Source organism: Streptomyces luomodiensis (assembly GCF_031679605.1).
GTDB lineage: Bacteria > Actinomycetota > Actinomycetes > Streptomycetales > Streptomycetaceae > Streptomyces > Streptomyces luomodiensis.
Window position 1 is genome coordinate 3846194 of the sequence record NZ_CP117522.1, and the last position, 21759, is coordinate 3867952.

Genomic DNA, 21759 nt, shown 5'->3' on the forward strand with positions numbered 1-21759 from the left:
GTCAGGACGACTGAACTTCAGGACGACCGCAGGTCAGAACGGCTGGATGTCAGGACGACTGCCGGCGCACCAGCTGGGTGGGCAGGACCAGTTGGGGCCGTTTGGAGGTACGGTCCGACGGTTCCCCGATCTCCTCCAGCAGCACCCGCACCATCGCCCGGCCCATCTCCTCGGTGGCCTGCCGGACGCTGGTGAGCGGAGGGTCCATATGGCGGGCGACGGCCGAGTCCTCGAAGCCGACCAGCGCCACGTCGTCCGGGACGCGGCGCCCGTTCTCGCGCAGCACCTGACGGGCGCCCGCGGCCATCACGTCCGAGGCGGCGAAGACCCCGTCCAGGTCAGGTCGCTGGTCGAGCAGTTGGCGCATCGCCCGGCGGCCGCCCTCCTCGGTGAAGTCCGCGGTCGCCACGAGTTCGGCTTCCACTTCGCGGCCCGCCGCCCGGACCGCGGCGCTGTAGCCTTCCAGCCGGCACCGGGCGACGTACATGTCCAGCGGGCCGGTGATGGTGGCGACCTTCGAACGGCCGCGGCCGATGAGATGCTCCACGGCGGACTGGGCACCGCCGGTGTTGTCCGAGTCGACGTACGGGACCGATTCATGCGCCGAACGACGGCCGCTGAGCACCGCCGGCATCTCGATCTGCTCCAGCAGATCCGGAAGCGGATCGTCCGCGTGGACGGAGACCAGCAGCACCCCGTCGACCCGGTGTGCGGAGAGGTAGTCCGCGAGCCGCTGCCGTTCCTTGGGGGTGCGGATGAGGGTCAGCAGCAGTTGCAGGTCGGTGTCGGCGAGTTCGGCGCCGACCCCGCGGATGATGTCGGAGAAGTACGGTTCGGCGAACAGCCGGGTCTCGGGCTCGGGGATGACCAGGGCGACGGCGTCGGCACGGTTGGCGGCGAGCGCGCGGGCCACCCGGTTCGGCACATAGCCGAGCTCGGCGACGGCCTGCTCCACGGCCGTACGGGTGCGGTCGCTGACCCGGGGCGAACCGTTGATCACCCGGGAGACGGTGCCGCGGCCGACTCCGGCGCGGGCCGCGACCTCCTCCAGGGTCGGCCTTCCCCGTCCCGCGCCCCGCCCCGCGCCATGCCGCCGCGTTCCTGCCATATCGCGCCTCCAGCCGTCCGTACCCGCAGTTCCAACCCCCCGATGGGCGGCCTGCGGGGACATTCAACAGCAGTGTGGTTTCGGGAAGTTGTTTCGCGCGCTCCCTTGACACCCCAGCGGGGAGCGGCGACCCTTCAACACATCACAGCTGGGAGCGCTCCCACAGTACCTGAGCCATACACAACCCGCACGATGCCCGCCCGGCTCGATGCATCGCAAAGAACCACGTATCACTGTTTTTCGGCCGGAAGCCGTTGGGCGGGGCGCTAGGAGGACGGAATGCGCAGGAGCACTGGTAGTTACCGCAGCAGAGCGGTGGTCCTCGCGGCCGTCGCCGCCTTAGGAGCCGGGCTGCTCAGCGGCTGCGCCGACGACGGCGACGACAGCAAGAGCGGAAAGTCCGGGGGCGGGGGCGGTGGCGGGACCACCATCACCATGGGCCTCTTCGGCACCTTCGGCTTCGAGGAAGCCGGCCTTTACGACGAGTACATGAAGCTCCACCCGGACATCAAGATCGAGCAGACGGTCATCGAGCGCAATGAGAACTACTACCCGCAGCTGCTGAACCACCTCAGCACGGGCAGTGGTCTGGCCGATGTCCAGGGCATCGAGATCGCCAATATCACCGAGGTCGGCCAGACCCAGGCGGCCAAGTTCGTTGATCTTTCGAAGACAGAGGGCGTCAAGAAAGAGAACTGGCTCGACTGGAAATGGCAGCAGGGAACCACGAAGGACGGCAAGACGATCGGCCTCGGGACCGACATCGGCCCCATGGCGATCTGTTACCGCAAGGACCTGTTCCAGAAGGCGGGGCTGCCCACCGACCGTGAGAAGGTCGGCCAGCTGTGGTCCGGCGACTGGAACAAGTACCTGGAGGCCGGCGAGAAGTACATGAAGAAGGCGCCCGGCGACACCACCTTCGTCGACGCGGCCTCCGGTGTGTACAACGCGGTGATCTCCAGCAGCGCCGAGCGCTACTACGACAAGAGCGGCAAGGTCGTCTACAAGGACAGCCCGGCCGTGAAGGACGCCTGGGACATCGCCACCAAGGCGGCCACCGGGCATCTGACCGCCAAGCTCCAGCAGTTCCAGAAGACCTGGGACCAGGCGTTCGCCAACGGGAAGTTCGCCACCGTCGCGTGCCCGCCGTGGATGCTCGGCTACATCCAGGAGAAGGCCGGGGACAAGGCGAAGAACCAGTGGGACGTCGCCGCCGCCCCCAAGCCCGGCAACTGGGGCGGATCCTTCCTCGGCGTACCGGAGGCGGGCAAGCACAAGGAGGAGGCGGCCAAGCTCGTCGCCTGGCTGACCGCGCCGGAGCAGCAGGCCAAGCTGTTCGCCAAGCGGGGCAGCTGGCCGAGCGCCGTGGCCTCGTACTCCCTGCCCAAGGTGTCCACCGCCAAGCACCCCTACTTCGACAACGCGCCGATCGGCCAGATCTTCACCCAGGCCGCCAAGGGCATTCCGGTCCAGGTACTCGGCCCGAAGGACCAGATCATCGCCTCGAACATCGCGGACATCGGCCTGCTCCAGGTCGACCAGCAGGGCAAGTCCCCTGAGGAGGGCTGGAAGGCCGCGACCAAATCGATCGACAACGCGCTGGACCAGTGACCCGGATGCCGACCACTTCCGGTACCGCCGCGCCCCCCGCAGGGCAGGGGGGCGCGGCCCCGCGCCGCGCCGCCGAGACGTCGCCCCTCGATCCCCGGGAACAGCGGCGGCGCGAACGGCTCAGCCGCCGCTACCGCCGGGACATCCGGTGGAGCCCGTACGCCTTCATCGCCCCGTTCTTCCTCTTCTTCGCCGCCTTCGGGCTCTTCCCGCTGCTCTACACGGGATGGGCCGCGCTGCACCGGGTGGAGCTGACCGACCCCACCCATATGGAGTGGGCCGGGATGCACAACTTCTCCCGGCTGTGGGACGACGAGTTCTTCTGGAACGCCCTCCAGAACACCTTCACCATCGGGGTCATCTCGACCGTGCCGCAGCTGGTCATGGCGCTGGGGCTGGCCCATCTGCTCAACTACAAGCTGCGCGGCTCGATGTTCTTCCGGGTCGCCATCCTCACCCCGTACGCCACCTCGGTGGCGGCCGCGACGCTGGTGTTCGTGCTGCTCTTCGGCCGTGACTACGGAATGGTCAACTGGGCGCTGGACGCGATCGGCATCGATCCGATCGACTGGCAGAACGGCACCTGGACCTCGCAGCTCGCGGTCTCCACGATCGTGATCTGGCGCTGGACCGGCTACAACGCGCTGATCTACCTGGCCGCGATGCAGGCCGTGCCGGGCGATCTGTACGAGTCGGCGGCGCTGGACGGGGCGTCCCGCTGGCAGCAGTTCGTGCATGTCACGATCCCCTCGCTGCGCCCCACCATCCTGTTCACCGTCGTGGTGTCCACGATCGGGGCGACCCAGCTCTTCGGTGAGCCGCTGCTGTTCAACGGCAGCGCGGGCGCCACCGGCGGGGCCGACCACCAGTTCCAGACGCTCGGGCTCTACATGTACGAACAGGGCTGGGTGAATCTGCACCTGGGCCGGGCCTCGGCCATCGCCTGGACCATGTTCCTGATCCTGCTGCTGATCGCCGCCGTCAACTGGCTGGTGTCGCGACGGCTGCGGAAGAGCCAGTGAGGGAGACGAGGACCACCATGACCACCACTGTGTCTGCCACGTCTCCCCCGGCGGCCCCCGCGCCCGCCGCGCCGCCCCCGGCCCGCAAGGGCCGCAACCGGGCCGGTAAGCAGCTGCACGGCGGCTGGATCACCTATACGGTGCTCATCGTCTTCACCGTGGGTTCGCTGTTCCCGCTGGTGTGGACCGCCATCGCGGCGTCCCGCACCAACACCCGGCTGGCCGAGACGCCACCGCCCTTCTGGTTCGGCGGCAACCTCTTCAGCAACCTGGACACGGCGTGGAACGACGCCAACATGGGCGCCGCGCTGCTCAATACGGCCGTGGTGGCCGGCACCATCGCGGCCGGGACCGTGCTGTTCTCGACCATCGCGGGCTTCGCCTTCGCCAAGCTGCGCTTCCGCTTCAAGAACCTGCTGCTGATGCTCACCATCGGAACGATGATGGTGCCGCCCCAGCTGAGCGTCGTACCGCTGTACATGGTGGTCGCCAAGCTGGAGTGGACCGACCAGTTGCAGGCCGTCATCCTGCCGACGCTGGTGACCGCCTTCGGGGTGTTCTTCATGCGGCAGTACCTCAGCCAGGCGCTGCCGACGGAGCTGATCGAGGCGGCGCGGATGGACGGTGCGAGCAGTCTGCGGATCATCTGGCACGTGGTCTTCCCGGCGGCCCGCCCGGCCATGGCCGTGCTGGGGATGCTCACCTTCGTCCAGGCGTGGAACGACTTCTTCTGGCCGATCATCGCGCTCACCCAGACCGGCAACCCGACGGTCCAGGTCGCCCTGAACGGGCTGGGCCGCGGGTACATCCCGGACCAGTCGGTGATCATGGCGGGTGCGCTGCTGGGCACGTTGCCGCTGCTGATCGCCTTCGTCCTGTTCGGCAAGCAGATCGTGGGGGGCATCATGCAGGGGGCGGTCAAGGGCTAGCGGCTCGCGCCCGGCCCACCGCCCCTCCCCCCACACCCGCGACCGTCCGTCCCCCCTTCCCGTCCTTCCCGTCCTTCCCGTCCGCCGTCTCTCCCCTCCCCTCACGCCCCACCACGACCTCGAATGGGAGCGCTTCCATGACTCTTTCCTTCCCGCCCGGATTCCTGTGGGGCGCGGCCTCGGCCGCCTACCAGGTCGAGGGCGCCGCACAGGAGGACGGCCGCACCCCGTCCATCTGGGACACCTTCAGCCATACCCCGGGCAAGGTGCTCGCGGGTGACACCGGCGATGTGGCCGTCGACCACTACCACCGCTTCCGCGACGACGTCCGGCTGATGTCGGAGCTGAACCTGGGGGCGTACCGCTTCTCGGTGTCCTGGTCGCGGGTGCAGCCCACCGGCCGGGGACCGGCCGTGCAGCGCGGGCTCGACTTCTACCGCGCGCTGGTGGACGAGCTGCTGGGCGCGGGCATCCAGCCGGTGCTCACCCTCTACCACTGGGACCTCCCCCAGGAGCTGGAGAACGCGGGCGGCTGGCCGGAGCGCGAGACGGCCGAGCGGTTCGCCGAGTACGCGGGCATCGTGGCCGGGGCGCTCGGCGACCGCGTCGAGTTCTGGACCACCCTCAACGAGCCGTGGTGCAGCGCCTTCCTGGGCTACGGCTCGGGGGTGCACGCCCCGGGCCGCACCGAGCGGCTGGCCCCGCTGCGCGCCGCCCACCACCTGAACCTCGCCCATGGCCTCGGCGCCCAGGCGCTGCGCGCCGCGCTGCCCGCCCGCGCCCAGGTCGCCATCAGCCTCAACCCGGCGGTGGTCCGGCCGCTCACCGACAAGCCGGAGGACCTGGACGCCCAGCGGCGTATCGACGCGCTGGCCAACCGCGTCTTCAGCGGTCCGCTGCTGCGCGGTGCGTACCCCAGCGATCTGATCCGGGACACCGCCTCGATCACCGACTGGTCGTTCGTCCGCGACGGCGACCTGGCCGTCATCAAGCACCCCCTGGACGCGCTGGGCATCAACTACTACACCCCGTCCCTGGTATCAGCCGCCGACGACGAGGAATCGGCCGCCCGCAACGACGGCCACGGCGACAGCTCCCACTCCCCCTGGCCGGGCTCGGAGCGGGTCTCCTTCCACCAGACCCCGGGCGAGCGCACCGAGATGGGCTGGACGATCGACCCGAGCGGACTGCACGACCTGCTGATGCGCTACAGCCGTGAGGCGCCGGGCGTACCGCTGTACATCACCGAGAACGGCGCGGCGTTCGACGACAAGCCGGACGCGGAGGGCGCGGTCCACGACCCGCAGCGGATCGACTACCTCCAGGCCCATCTGGCCGCCGCCCACCAGGCCATCGCGGACGGCGCCGATCTGCGCGGCTACTTCCTGTGGTCGCTGATGGACAACTTCGAATGGGCGTACGGCTACAGCAAGCGCTTCGGCGCGGTCTACATCGACTATCCGACCCAGGCCCGGGTGCCCAAGTCCAGTGCCCACTGGTACGCCCGGGTGGCCCGCACCGGGGAGCTTCCGGCGGCGTAGCGGGCCCTCGTCCGCGGCGCCGCCCGCCGGGGGGCGGGCGGCGCCGCGGTGGCCGGACGGGGCGCGCGCACCCGGGCGCAACCGGGCCGGTGCCTTCTTCCATCAATGGGATGACGCCCTGATCCACCCGGCCGAAGAGGGCCGTCACCGGGTGGGAACGCCTGGTAAATCCATTGAGACATGAGAGCATTTCCGGAGCGTCGGCAAAGGTTCCGCGATGAGGGATCCGGACGGCGCGCGCCCGCCGGAAAAGGCGAGACCCTCGCCGGCTGGTTCGACGGCCGGGTGGGTCTCTTCACGATGGCCAAGGCCAATCTGCGCAAGGTCTTCCCCGACCACTGGTCCTTCCTGATCGGTGAGATCGCCCTCTACACATTCATCATCATCATTCTCACCGGCGTCTATCTGACCCTGTTCTTCAAACCGGCGATGAACGAGGTCGTCTACAACGGCCGGTGGACGCCGCTGAACGGCGTCCGCATGTCGCAGGCGTACGCGTCCACGCTGGACATCAGCTTCGACGTACGCGGCGGACTGCTGATGCGGCAGGTCCACCACTGGGCGGCGGTCGTCTTCATCGCCAGCATGATCGTCCATATGATGCGGACGTTCTTCAACGGCGTCTTCCGCAAACCCCGCGAGATCAACTGGCTCTCCGGCGCCGGGCTGCTGATTCTCGGGATGTTCGACGGCTTCATGGGCTATTCGCTGCCCGACGACCTGCTGTCGGGCACCGGTCTGCGCTTCATGGAGGGCGCGATCCTGTCGATCCCGGTCATCGGCACCTATCTGTCGTTCTTCCTCTTCGGCGGGCAATTCCCGGGGATGTCGATCGTGCCCCGGCTGTTCACGGTCCATGTGCTGCTGATTCCGGGCATCATGCTCGGGCTGCTGGCGCTCCATATGATTCTGCTCGTCTACCACAAGCACACACATCATCCGGGACCCGGCCGCAGGAACATGAATATCGTGGGGCCGCCCCTGTGGCCGGTCTATGTGGCCAAGTCCGGCGGTTTCTTCTTCCTGGTCTTCGCCGTCACCACCTTGATGTCGGCCATCGCCCAGATCAACCCGATCTGGGCCTATGGCCCCTACCGGCCCGACAAGGTGTCCACCGACGCCCAGCCCGACTGGTACATGGGCTATTCGGAGGGGCTGATCCGGCTGATGCCGGGCTGGGAGATCAATCTGTGGGGCCACACCCTGGTGCTCGGGGTGCTGATCCCGTTCCTGATCTTCCCCACGGTGCTGCTGGTGATCTGGCTCTATCCGTTCCTGGAGGCGTGGATCACCGGGGACAGACGCGAGCACCATTTCAACGAGCGCCCGCGCAACGCCCCGACCCGCACCGCCTTCGGCGCCGCCTGGATCGCCCTGTACGCGGTTCTGCTGGCGGGCGGTGGCAATGACCTGCTCGCCACCCACTTCCATCTGTCGATCAACGCGATCACCTGGGCCTGCCGGATCGGCTTCTTCGTGGCGCCGGTCGTGGTCTTCGTCATCACCAAGCGGATCTGCCTCGGGCTCCAGCACAAGGACCGGCAGAAGCTGCTGCACGGCCGGGAGACCGGCATGATCCAGCGGCTGCCGCACGGCGAGTTCATCGATGTGCACGAGCCGCTGTCGCCGGCCGAGAAGTACACGCTGACCTCGTTCGAGCAGTACCAGCCGCTGGCGCTGCCGCCCTCGGTCGACGAGGCCGGGGTCACCCGCAGGCTGCCCTTCAAGGACCGGCTGCGCGTCCGGCTGTCCCGGAGCTACTTCGGCACCGACGGCCAGATCGCCAAGCCCACGCGGGAGCAGGTCGAGGAGCACGAGCGGCACGAGGAGGAGGTGCGGGCCGAGGAGCCCCAGCGCCCGTAGGGCGGACGGAAACGGCGGGGCGCGGCGGGGTGGGAGTCCGTCCGCGCCCCGCCGTGTGGGGGGTGCCGTGGGGGGTGTGTTCGTGGGGCTTGTGTGGTTCAGGCGGCTGACGGGCGGTGTGGGGCCGCGCCGGGGTCAGCCGCTACGGGCGTGTCAGCCGTTGTACGCGCCGAGCGCCTTGGTGAACGCGAACTCTTCCTGGTCGATCGAGCTGCAGGTCGGCGACGCGGTGTCCTGGGGAGCGGGGCACGGCTTGTCACGGGTGGCGGACCACATGGACAGCCAGGCCAGCCCCTTGGACTTGGCGAACTCCACCAGCTGGGAGGCGTCGTCGACCTTGAATATCTCGGTCGACACGTCGTTGACGCCGATCATCGGGGTGACCGCGACGGCCTTCCACGCCTCGTCGTCGCTCAGCCCCAGGGCGTCCTTGATCTGGCCCTGGGTCGCCGTGGCGGCGTCGATCGCGTACTGGCCCATGTCGCCGTCGAAGGAGGCGCCGTAGTCCATCGCCATGATGTTGACGGCGGAGACCTTCACGCCGTTCTCCTTGGCGTTGGCGACGAGGTCGACACCGTCCTGGGTGAGACCGGTGGGGAGCACCGGCAGGGTGAAGGAGACGTCCAGGTCGGGGTTGCTCTGCTGGAGCTTGGCGATCGCCTGGGCGCGGCGGGTGTTGGCCTCCTTGTTCGGGAGCGCGCTGCCCTCGATGTCGAAGTCGACCTTGGTGAGCTTGAGGGCGTCCACGACCTTGCCGTAGGCCGCGGCCAGCTCGTCCGCCGAGGAGCAGGCCAGGCCCAGTTCGGAGCCGGAGGCGCCGCCGAAGGAGACCCGGACGTCGCCGCCGGCCGCCCGCAGCTGCTCGGTCTGCTTGGCCACCGCGTCGTCGCCGACCTCGGTGACGCCGCCCCACTTGGGGGTGCAGCCGCCGCCGGAGGTGATGAAGGCGAGGTTGAACTCCTTGACGCCGGTCTTCTCTGCGGTGCCCACCATGTCGTAGGCGGGGTAGAGCGAGGTGTCGATGTACGGGGCGAAGCCGCCGGTGGCCGCCGCGGTGGGCTTCGCCGAGACGGTGTCGGCGCTCGCCGCCCCGCTGAGCGCGAACGCCGCGCCACCGGCCACGACGGCGGCGGCGGTCGCGCCGATCACCTTGGTGGTCCGGCTCGCCTTGCGACGGTGCGTGCTGCTCATCACGTGCCTGCCTTCGCTGTGCGGATGTGGGGGGTGGTGGTGCGGGCGCCACGCTAGCGAGGGGAAGTCGGACAAACGGCAGGATCCGTGCACTGGCCATGGATCTTATGGCTGCCTTAAGGAACTCATCGGCGCCGATTAATGCTCCGCGGGCTTGGCCGGCTTCACGGGCTTGGCCTGCTTCACGGACGTGGCCGCCCTCTCGGGCCCCACCGCCCCCGCCCGGCCACGGGCCTTCTTCTTGCGCCCGCGCCGCCGCTGCCCCCGGCCCGCGGAGGCGCCGCCGGTCAGCGAGAGCCACACCCGTACCTCGGTGCCGCCCAGCACCGACCGTCCGATGCGCAGATCGCCGCCCGTGGACTCGGCGACCCGGCGCACGATGTCCAGGCCGAGGCCGGTCGAGCCGGGGCCGCCGTCGCCGTGGCCCCGGCGGAGCGCCGCGTCCGGGTCCTCGATGCCGGGTCCCGCGTCGGAGACCAGGATGATCACGCTGTCCTCGCCGGTGTGCACGTCGACCGCCAGCGCGGTCCCCTCGGGCGTGTGCCGGAAGACATTGCCGAGCAGGGCGTCCAGGGCGGCGGCGAGTTCGGCGCGGGCGACCGGCACCCGTACGGTCCGGTCGACCCCGGCCAGCCGCACCGTGCGGTCCTCGTCCTCGGCGAGGGCGGACCAGAACTCCATCCGCTCCCGGATGACCGCACAGGCGTCACAGCCGGAGCGGGTGTGCGTCTTGTGCTGGCGCGCGGTGCGGATGATCTGGTCGACCTCGCGCTCCAGCTGGGCGACGGCGGCGCGGGTCTGGTCGGCCGCCGGTCCCTCGCCCAGCGAGGCGGCGTTGAGGCGCAGCACGGTGAGCGGGGTGCGGAGCCGGTGGGAGAGGTCGGCGGCCAGTTCGCGCTCGCTGGCGAGGAGCTGGACCACCTGGTCGGCCATGGAGTTGAACGCGGCGGCGGCCGCCCTCAGTTCGGCCGGGCCGTCCTCCGGAACGCGCACCCCGAGCTCGCCCCGGCCCAGGTCGTGGGCGGCCCCGGCGAGCCGCCCGGCGGGGCGCACCAGCCGGGTGCCGAGCCGGTCGGCGATGGCGACGGCGCCGACGATCAGCGCGAGGCCGACGCCCGTGAGCACCAGCCAGGACGTGGTGACCCCGCTGGTGACCACGCCACGCGGGACGTACACCTCCACCACCGCGACCTGACCGGTGCTCAGCGCGGTCGGCTGGAGCAGCGCGTAGCCGCCGGGGGCGTCGGACACCGAGGCGCGGCCCAGCCGCCGCGCGGTGGTCAGCTCGCCCTGGGCGGCGCGGCTCTCCCCGATGTCGTAGCCGCTCCCCGGCCGGCCCGGCTCATCCGGGACGTGCACCGCCATCCGGCCGTCGCCGCCCGCCTGGGTGCTGGCGACCGCGCGTTGCAGCCGCGCCCGCTCGGTGGTGATGGCGAGCGCCGGGCCGATCGTGGCCGCCTGCCGCTCGGCGTCGGCGAACGCCCGGTCCCGGGCCAGCTCCTTGACGACGAGGCCGAGCGGTACGGCGAAGGCGACCACGACCATCGCGGTGACGGCCAGACAGACCTTGACCAGGGCCCATCTCACGCGTGCTCCGCCGGGGGCTCCAGTTTGACGCCGACCCCGCGCAGCGTGTGGAGATAGCGCGGCCGGGCGGCCGTCTCGCCGAGCTTGCGACGCAGCCAGGACAGGTGCACGTCAATCGTCTGGTCGTCTCCGTACGCCTGACGCCACACCTCGGTAAGCAGTTCCCTGCGCGGTACGACGACACCGGGCCGCCCGGCGAGATACGCCAGCAGATCGAACTCCCGGCGGGTCAGATCGAGCGCCACCCCGTCCAACTCGGCCTGCCGGCGCAGCGGATCGACGGCCAGCCCGCCGACCCGGAGCACCGCCGGGGGCGCCGCCGCACCGCCCGGTTCGCCCGCCGCGCCGCCGCGTGAGCGGCGCAGGACGGCGGTCATCCGGGCGGAGAGATGCGCCACGGAGAACGGCTTGACCAGGTAGTCGTCGGCGCCGTCGTTGAGCATCCGGACGATCTCGGCCTCGTCGTCCCGGGCGGTCGCCACGATGACCGGCACATCGGTGATGCCGCGGAGCATCTTGAGCGCCTCCGCCCCGTCCAGATCGGGCAGACCGAGGTCCAGGATGACGACGTCGAATCCGATGTGCGCGACCTCGCGTAACGCCTCCAGGGCGGTGCCGACGCTCCGCACGGCATGGCTCGCCTCGGTCAACTGCCGGATGAGGGCTGAGCGCACGAACTGGTCGTCCTCGACCACAAGCACACTTGCCATGAGCGGCACCGTACGCCATTCGGGTGAGGCAAGATGAGGAAGATGCGAAGAGGTCTGGTCCAATGCCTGGCATGGGTGCTGGCGACCGGCGCCGCGGTCACGCTGTCGTGGTACGGCGTGCGCACGGTGCTGACCGGGACGGCCTACGAGCCGCCGCGCGCCCTGCCGATCGCCGACGGCCCCCAGTCGGCCACCGGGACCTGGTCCTCCTCCACGCACCGGGCCAAACCCCCGTCCCCCTCGGCGACTTCCACATCCCCCTCGTCCTCGCCCTCGCGTCCGGCGGCGGACACGGGGGCCGAGGGGGACGCGGCCACCGGGTCGGGGCCGGCCACCCGCGGTCCGCGGCCGACCCCGACACCGTCCCGGCCGGACGCGGCGCGGCCGGAGGAGAGCGGGGAGGTGCGCGGCTATCCGGTCAAGGGCGGCCGGGCGGTCTTCGAGATGCACGCGGCATCGGCGGACCTGGTCTCGGCGACACCGGACAGCGGATGGCAGATGCGGGTGTGGAAGCAGAGCGAGTGGATCCGGGTGGACTTCGTCTCCGGGGCCGACACCACCACGATCTTCTGCACCTGGCACGACGGCCCGCCCCAGGTCCGTATCGACGGGCACTAGACGGGCACTGGAAGGCGTGCTGCCCGGTCAGGCGAAGACGGCGGGCGGCGGGGCCGGGGAGGGGGCGGCGGTCGCGTCGGTGACCGGGGTCGCGCCCCCGGTGAAGTCCGCGAGCGCGCGCCCGTGTTCGACCCGCGCGGGGTGCGGATCGCTCGCGGCCCGGCGGGTGAGCTCGGCCAGCGGCAGCGCACGGTCGGCGGCCAGCAGCACGGCGTTGCCGAAGCGGCGGCCGCGCAGCACGGCGGGGTCGGCGGTCAGACACACCTCGGCGAACGCGGCGCGGGCGGTGGCGATCTGGGCCCTCAGATGGGCCAGCGGCGGACCGTCGGCGAGATTGGCGGCGTAGTACCCGTCCGGGCGCAGGGCCCGCCGCACCTCGGCGAGGAACTCCGCACTGGTGAGATGGGCGGGGGTACGGGCCCCGCTGAAGACGTCCGCGATGATCAGGTCCGCCCAGCCGTCGGGCACCTTGGCCAGCCCCGCCCGTGCGTCGGCGCCGCGCACCCGTATCCGGTCCCCGGGGTCCAGCGGCAGCTCACGCCGGACGAACTGGACGAGCGGGGCGTCGATCTCGATGATCTGCTGGGTGGAGCGGGGCCGGGTCGCCGCGATGTAGCGGGCCAGCGTGAAGGCGCCGCCGCCCAGGTGGACCGCGTGCAGCGGACGGCCGGGAGGAGCGGCGAGGTCGGCGATATGACCGAAGCGCCGCTGGTACTCGAAGTCGAGATACGCGGGGTCGTCGAGGTCCACGTGCGACTGCGGCTTGCCGTCGAGCAGCAGCGTCCAGCCGCGCGGCCGGTCCCGGTCCGGCACGAGCTCGGCGAGCCCCCCGTCGACGGATGCGGTGACCGGCTCGGGACCGCGCCCCCGGGCCGCTCCGCGCCCGCGCGCGGCTCGCTTCTTCGTGCCTTTCGCCATGTGTCCCAGTATGCGGCGGACGACCAGGTGCCCCGGACGGTCGGGGTCGCGGACGGTCGCGGGTCGCGGACGACCGGGCGTCACAGGCGACCGGGCGTCACTGACAGCGGTCGACGGCCTCGATCGTGCGGGCCGCCTCGCCGAGCGCCGCCCGGAGCTCGGCGGGATCGGTGGCGACCGTGTACGCGGCGTCGGGCGGCACCAGCCAGCCGGTGCCGACGCCGGGCGGCGCCTCGTCCCCGGCCGCTTCCGCTTCGGCACCACCGGCGTCTCCGGCCGCACCGGCGTCACCGGGGGCGCCGGAGTCGATGTTTATCCGGATCCCGCGCCCGGACGTCTGGGTGCACGCGGAGCCCGGCAGGTCCCAGCCGTCCGCCGTGCCCGGCGGCACCAGGAAGCCGAGGGTGTCGCAGGTGTGGTCGTGCAGGACGGGACCGAGGCCGTCGCACGCGCGGCGCAGGATGTCCACCGCCTCCAGCCCCTGGCGGGCGGGCACGGTGACGAGATCGCAGTCCTGGCGCTGGGGGTGCTGTGCAGTCGTCCGTGAGCGGCTGATGTCCACTCCGGCCTCCCTCTTCATCGGGTCGCACCCCATTCAACGCGCGGGCCGTGTCAACGGCTACGGCCGAATGCCGCCGTAAAGGATGGCAGTTCATGGCAGATCGTGGGCGAGATGCCATGTTTGCCGGAATTCTCCGAGTGTCGTCGATCTCACAGCCGGTACGGTTCTCCCCCCGCCCACCTGGCATCACCAAGGGAGAGGCTCAGAATGACGCCGCTTCCAGAGCCCCCGCCGCCCCAGCCGAACACCGCGTTCCGCCGGCTGCGCGGACAGCTCTCCCCCTCCGAGTTCGCGGCGTCCGTGCGCCGCGCCGCCCGTGAGATCGGCGAGCAGGTCGCCTGCGACGCCCGCTATATCGGCCGCGTCGAGTCGGGCGCGATCCGCTGTCCCAACTACGCCTACGAACGGGTCTTCCGCCATATGTTCCCCGGCCGCACCCTTACGGATCTCGGCTTCGCCCCCCGCGAGTCGGTGCGCGGCCACGGAGCCCGCGGCCCCTCCCCCGCCCGCGCCCAGGTCCCCGGGCCGCGCCCCGGCCCCGGACTCCCCGAACTCCAGGACAAAGGCATCGGTAAGGGGATCGGCAAGGGGATCGTCGACATCTTCGAGGAGTGCGAGCTGCTGCGGCGCGCGTTCATGGCCGGCGGGGCGGCGGCCGCCGCCGTGGCCGTGGCTCCCCGGGGCGGGACGCCGCCCCGGCGGGCGGGGCGGGTGGGGGAGGCCGAGGCCGTCGCCGTGGAGGAGGCCGTGCGGCGGATCCGGGTGCTGGACGACCGGCACGGCGCCAACTCCCTCTACGCGCACACCGCCAAACCGCTGAGCGCCGCCTACGCCCTGCTCGACGCGGGCCGCTACAGCCGCTCGATCGCCGAGCGGCTCTTCGCGGGCGCCGGTGAACTGGCCATCTCGGTGGGCTGGCTGGCCCATGACTCCGGGCGGCTGTCCGACGCGCGGTCCCACTACGCCGAGGCCCTGGCCACCGCGCGCGTCTCCGGCGACGCCGCCCTGGAGGCGCACGCGTTCTGCAACACCGCCTTCCTCGCCCGCGACGCCGGCCGCCCCCGCGAGGCCGTACGGGCGGCCCAGGCGGCGCAGCGGGTCGCCGAGCGGCTCGCCTCGCCGCGGCTGCTGTCGCTGCTCGCGCTGCGCGAGGCCGGGGGGCTCGCCGGGCTGACCGACCGGGGCGGCTGCGAGCGGGCGCTGCTGCGCGCCCGGACGCTGTTCGGGCGGGGGCCCCATGACTCCGACCCCGAGTGGATGAGCTTCTTCGGGGAGGCCGAACTGGAAGGGCTGGAGGCGCAGTGCTGGTCGGCGCTCGGCGAGTGGAAGCGCGCCGTGGAGCACGCGCGCCGCGCCGTCTCCCTCCAGAACCCCCACTTCACCCGCAACATCGCGCTGTTCACCACGGAGTTGGCGAGCGATCTGGTGGCCGGTGGCGCGCCCGACGCGGCCGCCGTCACGGCCGGCCGGGCCCTGGTCCTGCTGGATCAGGTGAAGTCGTCGCGGATTCACCGGATGCTCGACGACACGGCCCGGATACTGCGTCCTTACGGTCGCGATGAGATGGTGGCCGACTTCCTCGCCCGCCATGAGTCGCATGAGACGGCCGTCGCCCGCTCCGCGGCGACCGGCCGTACCGGCCCGGCCTGACGCCCGTAGCCCGGCTCAGCCGAGATGGCCCGTGTCGTTCCAGCGCTCGATGGCGGGTTCGCCGTACGCCCAGCCGAGCACCGACAGGGACGTCGGGTCGAGCCGGATACGGGCGCCGAAGGAGGCGTCGTAACCGAGCCAACGGGCGCCCAGCGTCCGCAGGATGTGGCCGTGCGCGAAGACCAGCACATCGCGGTCGGCCGAGCGCGCCCACTCCACGACCTCATCCGCCCGCGCCGCGATCGAGGCGATGGACTCGCCCTCGGGCACCCCGTCCCGCCAGATGACCCACCCGGGCCGGGCGGCCTTGATCTCGGCGGGGGTCATCCCCTCGTACGCGCCGTAGTCCCACTCCAGGAGCGCGTCCCACTCCCGCGCCCGGTCGCCGAAGCCCGCCAGTTCACAGGTCTCCCTCGCCCGCGACAGCGGGCTGGTGCGCACCTCGGCGTCCTGGAGGGCCGCCCAGGGGCCGTGGTGCAGCCGCTCGCCGAGCAGTTTGGCGCCCCGCCGTCCCTCGTCGAGCAGCGGGATGTCCGTACGGCCGGTGTGTTTCCCGGAGAGCGACCACTGCGTCTGTCCGTGCCGGGCCAGGAGGATGCGTGGTGCCATGGGGTACTGCCTTCCTTCACCGGTTTCGCACCGCCGCGCCGCCGTGCGCCATTACACGCCGCTGCCTGCGGTTTCATGCACTCTTCGGAACCGGCACTCGACCGGCCGCCGTCCGTCCATCATCGCTCACCTGATCGGAAGGCAACCTCCGGGGCGCCCGTGGCGTCTTCCAATCCGCGCGCGGGTCGCCGGGGGATTCCGACAGGGGGCGCCGCTCGCGGATGGGGGCGGTGCGTGGATCGCCGCGCCTACACCGTACGGTTGTCCGCGCGCCTTGTTGTGGCCGCCTGAACTTTGGAGAGCGTCCGAATGCCCCACACCGTGCCCCGTGCCGGAGCAGCACAGGGCAGTCGGCCACGTTGGTGGACCGAACTGCCGCTGATAGCGGTGGTGTACGCCGCGTACTCGGCCGGTCGGCTGCTGGCCCGCGGCGATGTGTCCACCGCCGTCGATCACGGTCTGGCGATCCTCCACTTCGAACAGCGCCTGCACATCGACTTCGAGTCGCCGCTGAACGACATCTTCACGGACAACGCGGCGATCGGCATACCGGCGGACTTCGCCTACGCCTCCCTGCACTACGTGCTCACCCCGGCGATCCTGGTGTGGCTGTGGAAGCGCCACAAGGCGTCGGACTACCGCTTCCTGCGCACCTGGCTGCTGGTCTCCACGCTCATCGGGCTCATCGGCTTCACCCTGATGCCGACGTGCCCGCCGCGGCTCCTGGAGGCCGGCCACGGCTTCGTCGACACCATGGCGCAGTACGGCTCCTACGGCTGGTGGGGCGGCGAGGCCAGCGCGCCGCGCGGACTCGGCGGGCTGACCAACCAGTACGCGGCGATGCCCAGCCTCCATGTCGGATGGGCGCTGTGGTGCGGGGTCGCCCTGTGGCGGCACGGGCGCTCGGTGTGGGCCAGGATCGGCGCGGTCGCCTACCCGCTGGCGATCACGCTCGTGGTGATGGGCACCGCCAACCACTACTTCCTGGACGCGGCGGCCGGCATCGCCACCATGGGGATCGGGGCGCTGCTGGCGGGTCCCGCGCTGCGGCTCACGCACACCCTCCGCACCCGCTTCGGCCCGGCCCGCGAAACCGCTCCGGCCTCCCGACACGCCGGTGCGCCCGCGGATGTCGGTGACAAGTGCGAGACTTCGGCGCGTGAACGGGAACGGATCCCCCGACAGCAGGGCAGGGGCGCGGACAGGCAACGTACCGACGGTGCCGCGGGTGAGGGCGGCCGGGGAGCCGGTGCCGACACCGGCGACCGGGGAGCCACCGCTGCGGGCGGTGCGGCCCCCGCGACAGGCGACGGGGCTACGGCAGCGGCTCGCTGAGCTGCGCGGCCCGGCCACCGTCCCGCATCCGATGGACGCCCGTGCGCTGGCGGCGCTGGCCGCCAACCCCGGCTGCCGCCGCCGCGCGCTGCTGGACGGGGCCGGGGTCGACAAGGGCGCGCTGGCGCGGGCGCTGGGAGCGCCGGCGAACTTCGGGCAGTCGCAGTTCGCCCATCAGCGCGGCAACTCCTTCGAGGCCCGGGTCAAGGCGGACGGCGGCGCGGATCTGGTGCGGCTGCTGCACGAGCGGCTGCGCGACGGCTCGGAGCCGCCCGGCCCCGGCGAGGTCGCGACCCCGGACCTGTCCGCGCCCGGCCCGCAGGGCCGCACGGCCCGCACCGCGCTCGCGCTGCGCGAGGCCACGGAGGCGGGACGCTGGGCGCTGCTGGACCATCCGATGGTGAGCCTGGACGTCGCGGGCTCCCCCGCCTTCCTGGAGCCGGACGCGGTCGTGGTCCACCCCGACGGGTCGTGGACGATCGTCGAGATCAAGTCCTTCCCGATGGTGGACGGCTCCGCCGACCCGGCCAAGGTGGGCGCGGCGGCCCGGCAGTCGGCGGTCTACACGCTGGCGCTGGAGCGCGTGGCATCCATGATCGGCGAACCGCCGGAAGGCGGCGCCGGCACGGCGGACTCGGAAGCACCGGCGGATTCGGCGGCTCCGGCTGCTCCGACAGACCCGACGGCTCCGGCAGACCCGACAGCTCCGACACCTCCGGCAGCTTCGGCAGACCCGGAAGCTTCGGCGGGCCCGGCAACCCTGGCAGACCCGGCGGCTCCGGCAGACCCAGAAGCTCCGGCGGACCCGGCAGCTTCAATGGCTCCGGCAGCCCTGGCAGCTCCGACGCCTCTGGCGGGCCCGGCAGCCTCGACGGAATCCGCGGACTCGACGGACCCGGCCGCCTCGACCGATTCCGCGGACTCGGCGCGGAGCGCGCGCGCACCGGTGCGCGCGCGGGTGCGGCATCAGGTGTTGCTCGTCTGTCCCAAGGACTTCTCCAACCTGCCGACCGCCGAAATGGTCGACGTACGCAAGCAGCTGGCGGTCACCCGGCGGCAGCTGGACCGGCTGACCCGGATCGAGGAGATCGCCGCCGCCCTCCCCGAGGGCACCACCTTCGACCTCCGGCTCACCGACGACGGCCGGACCCCGACCCGGCCCGTCGAGGAGCTGACCGCCGCCGTCGACGCGGTGCGGGCGGCGTACGCCCCGGAGTGCCTATCCACCTGTGAGCTGGCCGCCCACTGCCGGGCGCAGGCCCGCGCGGCCGGCCGGGTCGAGGCGCTGGGCCGTGGCGTCCGGGGTGAGCTGGGCGGGCTCACCACCGTCGATGCCGTCCTCAGGGCCGCCCTGGGCGGCCCCGCCGGGGAGGCGGCCCCCACCGGCGATCCCGCCGTCGACGCCCTGCGCCGCGCGGCGGCCCTGCGCGCCGAGGCGCTCGCCTCCCGCCCCGGGGCGGTGGCATGTCGCTGATCACCACCCTGGCCCGGATGGAGGCGGTCCGGGAGGGGCGGGCCCAGCCCCTGACCACCGTGCGCCACCGCCATCTGTCGGAGCGTCCGCTGGCGTTCGTGCCGCTCACCACGGCCGGTGAGGCGGGGGCGCCGCTCGGCGCGCTGGTGGGCACCGACCGGGACGCGCCGCGGCTGCTGATCGTGGCGCAGCCGCGCGACCGCGATCTGCGGTTCGCGTTCCTCGCCGAGCTCGCCGAGGAGATCCAGCCGTATCTGGACTCGTTCGGGGACGAGGTGGAGCTGGAGGAGCGCAAGGAGACCGATCCGGAGACCGGTAAGAAGGTGCCGGTCCAGGTCGAGCTCTGTGCGGACGCGCCACAACTGCTGGTGCCGAGCAGCGCGGGCGTGGCGTTCATCCGGCTGCTGGGCCGGTCGATGCGGTTCCGGCGGACCGCGGAGCAGGACCCGGAGACGCCCTTCCCCGCGCCCGCGCGGGTACCGCTGCTCGGCCGCTGGCTGACCCACTACGGGGAGCGGTCGCGGGTGCCCGGATCGTGTCTGCTGCTGTCGCTCACCGAGCTGCTGAGCCGTCACTGGGCGACCGGGCAGAGCCATCTGGAGGACCAGCACCTGGGCTCGCTGCTGGCCTGGATCGACCCCCCGGACGGCGTGCCGGGGGCGGAGGCGGCGCTGCGGGCGGAGTCCGAGCGGGACGAGAACGGCCTGCTGCTGTGCCCGCCGGCCGGCCCGGCCACCGACCCCGCCTTCGACAACAAGCTGCTGGCCCCGGCGATGTCCCGCTACGACGCGGCGCGGACCGAGGCGGCCCAGGGCGTGGCCGGGGCCGAGGCGCGGCTGCGGCTCGCCGAGGCGGAGCTGCGCGGGCTGCTCGAGTCCCAGCTGCGGCCCACCTGGGACGCGCTGTGGCGCGGGGTGGACCTGCTGCGCGCCCTCCCGGAGGGCGCGCGGGTGGCCGAGCGCTGGAAGCGGGACCGCTGGTCCTACACCGGCCACCGGGACCGGGTCCGGGCCGGGGAGCCGCCGCAGCCCAAGCGGGACGACGCGGTGACGGCGGCGCAGAAACTGGCCGCCCGAGAGACCGCGCAGGCGCAGCTGGACGCCCATGAGGCGCTGGACGACCCGCTGGTCATGGCGGAGCGGCGGCTGGCCGGGGAGGCGTTCGCGGGCGAGGTGATCGATGTGGAGATGGCCTGGTCGGAGGCGAAGGTGCCGCGCCCGCGCCCGCTGGTCACGGTCCGCACCGAGGACCGTCCGCATCTGGCCGAGCGGGTCAAGCTGCACCGGCTCACGGCCGACGGCAGGACGCAGAGCGGGGAGTTCGCCGGTTTCGCGAATGCCGATGGGACTGCCGGGGCTGAGGGGACTTGCGGGACGGATGAGGCCGGCGCGAGCGATGGCGACGGCCCGGTCCGCGCCCTGGTGGTGCGGCTGACCGGCGGTATGGGCCGGGGCAAGCAGCCGGAGCCGGGCTCGGTGCCCGAGAAGGGCGACCTGGTGTGCTGGACGCTGTTCGAGCACGCCCCGCGCGGCGGCCCGGAGCTGCCCGATCCGGAGAGCACCCCGTGGACCCACGGCGGCCCGCCGGACGCCGCCGCGCCGGCCCAGGGCCCCGAGCCCGACCCGATGACCGAGGAGGACTATCTGTGATCGGCGCGGACCCGGCCGCCGGTGCGGCCCGCGCGGCCCGTGCCCGAGGGGGCGAGCCGTTCGACCCGTCGGCCGCGGCGGCGCGGGCGACCGAGGCGATCCTGCGGGACACGCTGCACGGCGCGGACCGCGGCGTCGTCGTGGACTCCCCGCCCGGTGCGGGCAAGTCGACGCTGGTGGTGCGGGCGGCGCGGGAGCTGGCCGCCGCCGGGCGCCCGCTGATGGTGGTCGCGCAGACCAACGCGCAGGTGGACGATCTGGTGGACCGGCTGGCCACCGCGGACCCCGAGCTTCCGGTGGGGCGGCTGCACAGCAGCGATCCGCATCCGTACGACCCGGTGCTCAACGGCCATGCGGCGGTCCGCACCTCCGCGAAGATCGCCGATCTGGCCGGGCTCGACATCGTCGTCTCCACGGCCGCCAAGTGGGCGCACATCAAACACGTCGAGCCGTGGCGGCACGCGATCGTGGACGAGGCGTACCAGATGCGCTCGGACGCGCTACTGGCGGTCGCGGGGCTGTTCGAGCGGGCGCTGTTCGTGGGCGACCCGGGGCAGCTGGACCCGTTCAGCGTGGTGGGCGCCGACCAGTGGGCGGGGCTCTCGTACGACCCGTCGGCGAGCGCGGTCACCACGCTGCTCGCCCACAACCCACGGCTGCCGCAGCACCGGCTGCCAGTGTCCTGGCGGCTGCCGGCCTCGGCCGCGCCGCTGGTCTCGGACGCGTTCTATCCGTACACGCCGTTCCGCAGCGGCACCGGCCACGGCGAGCGGCGGCTGAGCTTCGGGGTGGCCTCGGACGGCTCCGGGCCGGACCGGGTGCTGGACGAGGCGGCCGCCTCCGGCTGGGGACTGCTGGAGCTGCCCGCCCGGCGCACCCCGCGCACCGACCCGGAGGCGGTGGCGGCCGTGGCCCAGGTGGTGCGGCGGCTGCTGGACCGGGGCGCGGCGGCGGTCAGCGAGCGGTCGGACGAGCCGGTGCCGGTCACGGCGGACCGGATCGCGGTGGGCACGGCGCACCGGGACCAGGCGGCGGCGGTCCGGGCGGCGCTGACGGGGCTCGGGGTGTCCGGCGTCACCGTCGACACCGCCAACCGACTCCAGGGGCGTGAGTTCGACGTCACGGTCGTGCTGCACCCGCTGTCCGGGCGGCCGGACGCCACGGCCTTCCATCTGGAGACGGGGCGGCTGTGCGTGCTGACGTCGCGGCACCGGCAGGCGTGTGTGGTGGTGTGCCGGGCGGGGGTGGCCGAGCTGCTGGACGAGCACCCGTCCACGGAGCCGGTGCAGCTGGGGGTCACGGTGAAGTTCCCGGACGGCTGGGAGGCCAACCACGCGGTGCTGGCGCACCTGGCCGAGCACCGGGTGGCATGGCGGCCGTAA

Annotated in this window: 18 protein-coding genes; 11 read left to right on the forward strand and 7 right to left on the reverse strand. The window is 72.3% G+C overall.

What is annotated here, in order from left to right:
* Positions 1-49: 49 nt before the first annotated feature.
* Positions 50-1108, reverse strand: a complete 1059-nt coding sequence (locus PS467_RS16040; protein WP_311035859.1) for a LacI family DNA-binding transcriptional regulator — start codon at positions 1106-1108, stop codon at positions 50-52.
* Between the two features lie 279 nt (positions 1109-1387).
* Here PS467_RS16040 and PS467_RS16045 point away from each other — a divergent pair, with 279 nt between their 5' ends.
* The 5 genes from PS467_RS16045 to qcrB all read left to right on the forward strand — a co-directional run bounded on the left by PS467_RS16045 (position 1388) and on the right by qcrB (position 8074).
* Positions 1388-2719 carry an ABC transporter substrate-binding protein gene (locus tag PS467_RS16045; RefSeq protein ID WP_311035860.1) on the forward strand — a complete coding sequence of 444 codons (1332 nt, stop codon included), beginning with the start codon at positions 1388-1390 and terminating at the stop codon, positions 2717-2719.
* A 5-nt stretch (positions 2720-2724) separates the two neighbouring features.
* On the forward strand, positions 2725-3741 hold the full coding sequence (locus PS467_RS16050; protein ID WP_311035861.1) for a carbohydrate ABC transporter permease: 1017 nt from the start codon (positions 2725-2727) through the stop codon (positions 3739-3741).
* 17 nt (positions 3742-3758) lie between these two features.
* Positions 3759-4670 (forward strand): carbohydrate ABC transporter permease, encoded by a 912-nt coding sequence (locus PS467_RS16055; protein ID WP_268972200.1) that lies wholly within the window; start codon positions 3759-3761, stop codon positions 4668-4670.
* A 137-nt stretch (positions 4671-4807) separates the two neighbouring features.
* Complete coding sequence (locus tag PS467_RS16060; protein ID WP_311035862.1) at positions 4808-6211, forward strand: GH1 family beta-glucosidase; 1404 nt, start codon at positions 4808-4810, stop codon at positions 6209-6211.
* A 180-nt stretch (positions 6212-6391) separates the two neighbouring features.
* Positions 6392-8074 (forward strand): cytochrome bc1 complex cytochrome b subunit, encoded by a 1683-nt coding sequence (qcrB, locus tag PS467_RS16065; protein WP_311035863.1) that lies wholly within the window; start codon positions 6392-6394, stop codon positions 8072-8074.
* 153 nt (positions 8075-8227) lie between these two features.
* On the opposite strand, the gene PS467_RS16070 is transcribed toward qcrB, so the two are convergent.
* The 3 genes from PS467_RS16070 to PS467_RS16080 form a co-directional block, all read right to left on the reverse strand.
* On the reverse strand, positions 8228-9265 hold the full coding sequence (locus PS467_RS16070) for a chitinase (protein WP_311035864.1): 1038 nt from the start codon (positions 9263-9265) through the stop codon (positions 8228-8230).
* Between the two features lie 138 nt (positions 9266-9403).
* Entirely contained in the window at positions 9404-10852 is a 1449-nt protein-coding gene (locus tag PS467_RS16075) for a sensor histidine kinase (protein WP_311035865.1), read from the reverse strand.
* Positions 10849-11562: a response regulator transcription factor gene (locus tag PS467_RS16080; protein WP_268972204.1), complete on the reverse strand. Its 714-nt coding sequence runs from the start codon at positions 11560-11562 to the stop codon at positions 10849-10851. Before PS467_RS16080 ends, PS467_RS16075 begins: the two co-directional genes overlap by 4 nt.
* A gap of 42 nt (positions 11563-11604) precedes the next feature.
* Here PS467_RS16080 and PS467_RS16085 point away from each other — a divergent pair, with 42 nt between their 5' ends.
* Positions 11605-12180 (forward strand): hypothetical protein, encoded by a 576-nt coding sequence (locus PS467_RS16085; protein WP_311035866.1) that lies wholly within the window; start codon positions 11605-11607, stop codon positions 12178-12180.
* Between the two features lie 27 nt (positions 12181-12207).
* Here the strand turns inward: PS467_RS16085 and PS467_RS16090 are convergent, their stop codons facing one another.
* Together PS467_RS16090 and PS467_RS16095 are read right to left on the reverse strand one after the other, a co-directional pair.
* On the reverse strand, positions 12208-13098 hold the full coding sequence (locus PS467_RS16090; RefSeq protein ID WP_311035867.1) for a spermidine synthase: 891 nt from the start codon (positions 13096-13098) through the stop codon (positions 12208-12210).
* A 97-nt stretch (positions 13099-13195) separates the two neighbouring features.
* Positions 13196-13678: a hypothetical protein gene (locus PS467_RS16095; protein ID WP_311035868.1), complete on the reverse strand. Its 483-nt coding sequence runs from the start codon at positions 13676-13678 to the stop codon at positions 13196-13198.
* Positions 13679-13867: 189 nt separating this feature from the next.
* Between PS467_RS16095 and PS467_RS16100 the strand changes: the two genes are divergently transcribed.
* Positions 13868-15310, forward strand: coding sequence for an NsdA family TPR-like regulatory protein (locus PS467_RS16100; RefSeq protein WP_311035869.1), 1443 nt, complete (start codon positions 13868-13870; stop codon positions 15308-15310).
* A gap of 15 nt (positions 15311-15325) precedes the next feature.
* Here PS467_RS16100 and PS467_RS16105 read toward each other — a convergent pair whose 3' ends face one another.
* Positions 15326-15919 (reverse strand): histidine phosphatase family protein, encoded by a 594-nt coding sequence (locus PS467_RS16105; RefSeq protein ID WP_311035870.1) that lies wholly within the window; start codon positions 15917-15919, stop codon positions 15326-15328.
* 309 nt (positions 15920-16228) lie between these two features.
* Here PS467_RS16105 and PS467_RS16110 point away from each other — a divergent pair, with 309 nt between their 5' ends.
* From PS467_RS16110 to PS467_RS16125, 4 genes are read left to right on the forward strand one after another with little or no spacing between them, the layout of a single operon-like run.
* Positions 16229-17254 carry a phosphatase PAP2 family protein gene (locus tag PS467_RS16110; RefSeq protein ID WP_311035871.1) on the forward strand — a complete coding sequence of 342 codons (1026 nt, stop codon included), beginning with the start codon at positions 16229-16231 and terminating at the stop codon, positions 17252-17254.
* Positions 17169-18728: a hypothetical protein gene (locus PS467_RS16115; protein WP_432280593.1), complete on the forward strand. Its 1560-nt coding sequence runs from the start codon at positions 17169-17171 to the stop codon at positions 18726-18728. The genes PS467_RS16110 and PS467_RS16115 overlap by 86 nt, the downstream gene beginning before the upstream one ends.
* Positions 18719-20377 carry a hypothetical protein gene (locus PS467_RS16120; protein ID WP_311035872.1) on the forward strand — a complete coding sequence of 553 codons (1659 nt, stop codon included), beginning with the start codon at positions 18719-18721 and terminating at the stop codon, positions 20375-20377. The genes PS467_RS16115 and PS467_RS16120 overlap by 10 nt, the downstream gene beginning before the upstream one ends.
* Positions 20377-21759: an AAA domain-containing protein gene (locus PS467_RS16125; protein WP_311039877.1), complete on the forward strand. Its 1383-nt coding sequence runs from the start codon at positions 20377-20379 to the stop codon at positions 21757-21759. Before PS467_RS16120 ends, PS467_RS16125 begins: the two co-directional genes overlap by 1 nt.

Bases quoted from the DNA above. Each gene is read 5' to 3' on its own strand.
- qcrB (WP_311035863.1), top strand. From the start codon at position 6,392: ATGAGAGCATTTCCGGAGCGTCGGCAAAGGTTCCGCGATGAGGGATCC.
- PS467_RS16070 (WP_311035864.1), bottom strand. From the start codon at position 9,265: ATGAGCAGCACGCACCGTCGCAAGGCGAGCCGGACCACCAAGGTGATC.
- PS467_RS16100 (WP_311035869.1), top strand. From the start codon at position 13,868: ATGACGCCGCTTCCAGAGCCCCCGCCGCCCCAGCCGAACACCGCGTTC.
- PS467_RS16120 (WP_311035872.1), top strand. From the start codon at position 18,719: ATGTCGCTGATCACCACCCTGGCCCGGATGGAGGCGGTCCGGGAGGGG.
- PS467_RS16110 (WP_311035871.1), top strand. From the start codon at position 16,229: ATGCCCCACACCGTGCCCCGTGCCGGAGCAGCACAGGGCAGTCGGCCA.
- PS467_RS16060 (WP_311035862.1), top strand. From the start codon at position 4,808: ATGACTCTTTCCTTCCCGCCCGGATTCCTGTGGGGCGCGGCCTCGGCC.
- PS467_RS16090 (WP_311035867.1), bottom strand. From the start codon at position 13,098: ATGGCGAAAGGCACGAAGAAGCGAGCCGCGCGCGGGCGCGGAGCGGCC.
- PS467_RS16105 (WP_311035870.1), bottom strand. From the start codon at position 15,919: ATGGCACCACGCATCCTCCTGGCCCGGCACGGACAGACGCAGTGGTCG.
- PS467_RS16055 (WP_268972200.1), top strand. From the start codon at position 3,759: ATGACCACCACTGTGTCTGCCACGTCTCCCCCGGCGGCCCCCGCGCCC.
- PS467_RS16050 (WP_311035861.1), top strand. From the start codon at position 2,725: ATGCCGACCACTTCCGGTACCGCCGCGCCCCCCGCAGGGCAGGGGGGC.
- PS467_RS16095 (WP_311035868.1), bottom strand. From the start codon at position 13,678: ATGAAGAGGGAGGCCGGAGTGGACATCAGCCGCTCACGGACGACTGCA.
- PS467_RS16040 (WP_311035859.1), bottom strand. From the start codon at position 1,108: ATGGCAGGAACGCGGCGGCATGGCGCGGGGCGGGGCGCGGGACGGGGA.
- PS467_RS16085 (WP_311035866.1), top strand. From the start codon at position 11,605: ATGCGAAGAGGTCTGGTCCAATGCCTGGCATGGGTGCTGGCGACCGGC.
- PS467_RS16045 (WP_311035860.1), top strand. From the start codon at position 1,388: ATGCGCAGGAGCACTGGTAGTTACCGCAGCAGAGCGGTGGTCCTCGCG.
- PS467_RS16080 (WP_268972204.1), bottom strand. From the start codon at position 11,562: ATGGCAAGTGTGCTTGTGGTCGAGGACGACCAGTTCGTGCGCTCAGCC.